Genomic DNA, 3,255 nt, shown 5'->3' with positions numbered 1-3,255 from the left:
GTCTGGGTAGCCGCGGGGTCTGCCGACACTGCCCGTCTGTGGCAGAGATTCAGCCAGCTCGTAGAGGTCGGGGTTGTGTGCGCAGTCGCTCAGACGTTCGCTCAGGGTTCGGCGGTCCTTGTCTTTGAAAGCGCGCTTGCGCCGAATACGTTGCGCCGGCGGGACGGCGTCTCCGAAGAGGTCTTCAGGCATGAGAGCCCTGCTGTCCCATCGCCGGCCGGGTCCAGTCGTAGCCGACGATGTGCGCAGCCCGGTCGAGAGACCGCAGTCCGAGGCGCCGAACAACTTCTTCGATGCTTCCGCTCGCATCGAAGATTGCCACGGCTGCGTAAGCGGTGAGCGAGGCGGGTTTGACCTGAGGGTCGGTGCTGAGTCCGATGCGGCGGATCAGGTCAGACAGGGCGACGCAGGCGCGGGCCTGGATCTGTTCATCGGGGGCGGGTGCTGAGGACACCGCAAGGCGGGCATCGGGGAGGTCGGCTTTGGTGCGCTGCTGCTTTTCTACAAAGGTGGCCCTGGCCAGAAGGACGCGCAGGGCCCACGGGTCCAGTGGACACCACCGGGGCTCGGTGCGGGAGGAGCCATGCATCCATACCGCTTTGGCTGAGCGGTTCAGGTCACGGATGCGAGCGTGGCCGATCTCGCCGCTGTGGCCACCCGACAGTGCCAGTGCCGCTGCAGCGGCGTGCCGGCTAGGACGGGCGACGTACTCTGCGGCGTGGCGAAGAGCCACAGCCTCGTCCTCGTCCAACGGCCTGATCAAGGTATGGGCGCGTTCGGGCAGGCGGATGTTTCGGGTGGGGTCGGCGTCGGTAAGACCGAGTTCGCGTAGCGCTCGATAGAAGGAGCGGAGGACCGCACGTCGCTGGTGCATGGTCGCGCTGGCTGATTCCCCGATGCGGCCGTGGCGGGTGCGTCCCTGAGCGAAAATGAAGTCCTCGGCGAGGTCGGCGGTAGCGGCATCCAGGACGAGGACTCGGCGGGACTGGGCATAGCGTTGATAACGCTCGAGGAGCTGTCCAAACGATCGGTTCGTCTGGGGGGACATCTGTCCACGGGAAGTCATGTCGGTCCAGAGGGAGAGTGCCTGCTCGACGGCGTACGCCAGCGTCACGTCCGCTGATTCGGTGGCGGACGTGCGGGGGGCATCGGGCAGGTGTCGGATTGGTCCAGGGGTGCGTGACGCGGGCATGGTGAAGCGACCTCCAGTGGTGCAAGTTCACACCAGCTTGCGAAGGGCTTCACCTTGACGCAAACGCTCGCGCGCGAAAAGGTGACGGAGCCGCGAAGGAGTTCGCCGGCGAGGCAGCTACGCCCGCTGGCGGGAGAGCACCTCGTAGATCGTCGCGAGAGAACGTGTGACCGCCCCGAAATCGGCAGCGTTCAGCTTTAGAAGTTCATCCATGCTCAAAGGGGGGACCAGTCCGGGCGATGGGTCGGGGTTCGCCGACGGTTCCCCTTCCCTATCCCTGCTCATGCCGTCTGCCGCCTCGGCGCTACCCGCGGGGTCATCGTGAAGGTGCGCCGTCAGACGCAGGCTCCCGACGTCGTCACGCTGGACATACTGAGCAAGCTCGAGCCAGTCCACGAGCTGCATCCATGGTGTGATCCTGGATGTCTTGTGAGGCCGCATGGCATCGGCGAGCGATTCTGCGCTCAGGGTGACTCCTGGCTGAACAGATTCCAGGAGCAGGGGGTATATCCAGGAGAGGCGCCAGGCTTCTGCGAGGGCCACGCCGGCTGCAGTGCGGTCAGCGTTCCAGTGCTGCGCGACCCCCACGCCCGGCACCGTCGGGGTCCATCCGGCAGGGCTCGACCTCAGTAGTCCTGTTCCGGTCAGAAACCGCAAGGTGGGGTGGATGTCTCGGCGTTCCAGGCCGGTAGCCGTAACTATGTCGCTAATCTTGACGGCTGCGCGCCTGGTCGTACAGGTAGCCACGACGGCTACGAGGACGTCCATCTGCCGGACAGCTTGGATGCTGACAGGCGGCATGACGTACTTGGTGGTTTCAGCCTTGAGGCCAGTCGACGCGCCCTCGGCTCGGGGACGCTGCCCACCTCGTGGGGGTGTGCCTCCAGCGGATTCGGAAGATTCGCTGCTCAAGTCGTGAGTCCTGTCATTTGATTGCCGCGCTGGTCAGCGGCTGATCGGAGAAGAGCCCACGCAGAACCGACCGAGTAGCCTAAGCTGTCGGCTGGTGTGGGCCCTTAGGTAGGGGTACGCCAACGGCCGCCGTGGGCTCGCAACTTGCGGCGGCCGATCTTCTTCTTCAGGAACGGTTCGCTACCTCCGAGAAGCCCCCGATCCCGGTTTGCTGACCGAGTACTTGGACCTGCTGTTCTGCTGGACGATCCCCTGCTTGCGCAGCTTGCTCAACCTGGCACGGACGCTACCCGCGGAACTGCTCACGCCGAGTGCTTCGACCTTCCGTGTGATCTCGGAAGAGGACAGCCAAACGCCCACGCCGAGCACCTCGAAGATGGCCGCCTCGATCGACGAGATCTCAGTGCCCTCCTGGCTACTCGATTCCTCCTGGCTCTCCAGGTCTTCCTCGGGCGGCTCAGTGCCCTCCCCGGTGTAGACGCGCATGGCACGCATGGCTTCCAAGGTGTGCGCCAGCTTCGCCTCTGCGTCGGCGAGACGAGCATTCGCCTCGTCGCGCTCCAGCTTGGCGACCTTAACGCCCTCCCTGAAGGCATCGGCCTGTTCGCGCAACTGTTGAAAAAAGCGGTGCGCGGAGGCGTCGATGTCCTGCACTGCCTCCCCTTCCAGTCTGTGATCTCGTGCGACAGCATAGACAACAACAACTGCAGTTGTCCGCAGGTCTGTTGAACTGCATGCTCAGAGGATGCATTGCTGCCTCGCACCTCCGATGCAGTCGGTGCACACACAGTCTGAACAGTGGTGATGCGTGCCTGCGTGTACGCATCTCGCCGGAAGCTTGTAACAGATGCATCCAGCGCACTGAATGCTAGATCCAGATGCAGACTCCTGCTGTGAGTAACCATCAGGTCTGGCGCTGCGCGGACATCCCGTGAGGATGCTCGATCGCTACTTCTGCGTCGTCTGCGGTGTCGCGAGACTGGTGCGCAGCGGACTGACGACGATGTCGGACGCTAGCCTTGACGGCGGGCAGCTACGGGGCGTGCTCAATAGGCGACCGGTTCGCTTGGTCAGCTACGTGAGCCCTCGCTTGGGAAGCCGAGGCGTCGGCGGCGAGCGGTCGCCTGTGCTTTCGCCGACGCGGGGGCCGC

4 protein-coding genes are annotated in these 3,255 nt (G+C 64.5%); all 4 read right to left on the bottom strand.

Annotated elements, in window-relative coordinates; genetic code table 11:
- Positions 1-192, bottom strand: a 192-nt coding sequence (locus EES43_RS30985; RefSeq protein ID WP_206430037.1) for a hypothetical protein, incomplete at its 3' end; no start/stop codon positions are given.
- Positions 185-1,114 carry a site-specific integrase gene (locus EES43_RS11735; protein WP_164493159.1) on the bottom strand — a complete coding sequence of 310 codons (930 nt, stop codon included), beginning with the start codon at positions 1,112-1,114 and terminating at the stop codon, positions 185-187. The genes EES43_RS30985 and EES43_RS11735, both read right to left, overlap by 8 nt.
- A 195-nt stretch (positions 1,115-1,309) precedes the next feature.
- Complete coding sequence (locus tag EES43_RS11730; protein WP_124268678.1) at positions 1,310-1,597, bottom strand: hypothetical protein; 288 nt, start codon at positions 1,595-1,597, stop codon at positions 1,310-1,312.
- A 687-nt stretch (positions 1,598-2,284) separates the two neighbouring features.
- A complete protein-coding gene (locus EES43_RS11725; RefSeq protein WP_124268677.1) occupies positions 2,285-2,758 on the bottom strand; it encodes a hypothetical protein in 474 nt (157 codons plus the stop codon).
- Positions 2,759-3,255 lie beyond the last annotated feature (497 nt).

The organism is Streptomyces sp. ADI96-02, from assembly GCF_003846185.1.
GTDB lineage: Bacteria > Actinomycetota > Actinomycetes > Streptomycetales > Streptomycetaceae > Streptomyces.
Note: the sequence above shows the minus strand (reverse complement) of the source record. Positions and strands in the feature narration are given on the sequence as shown.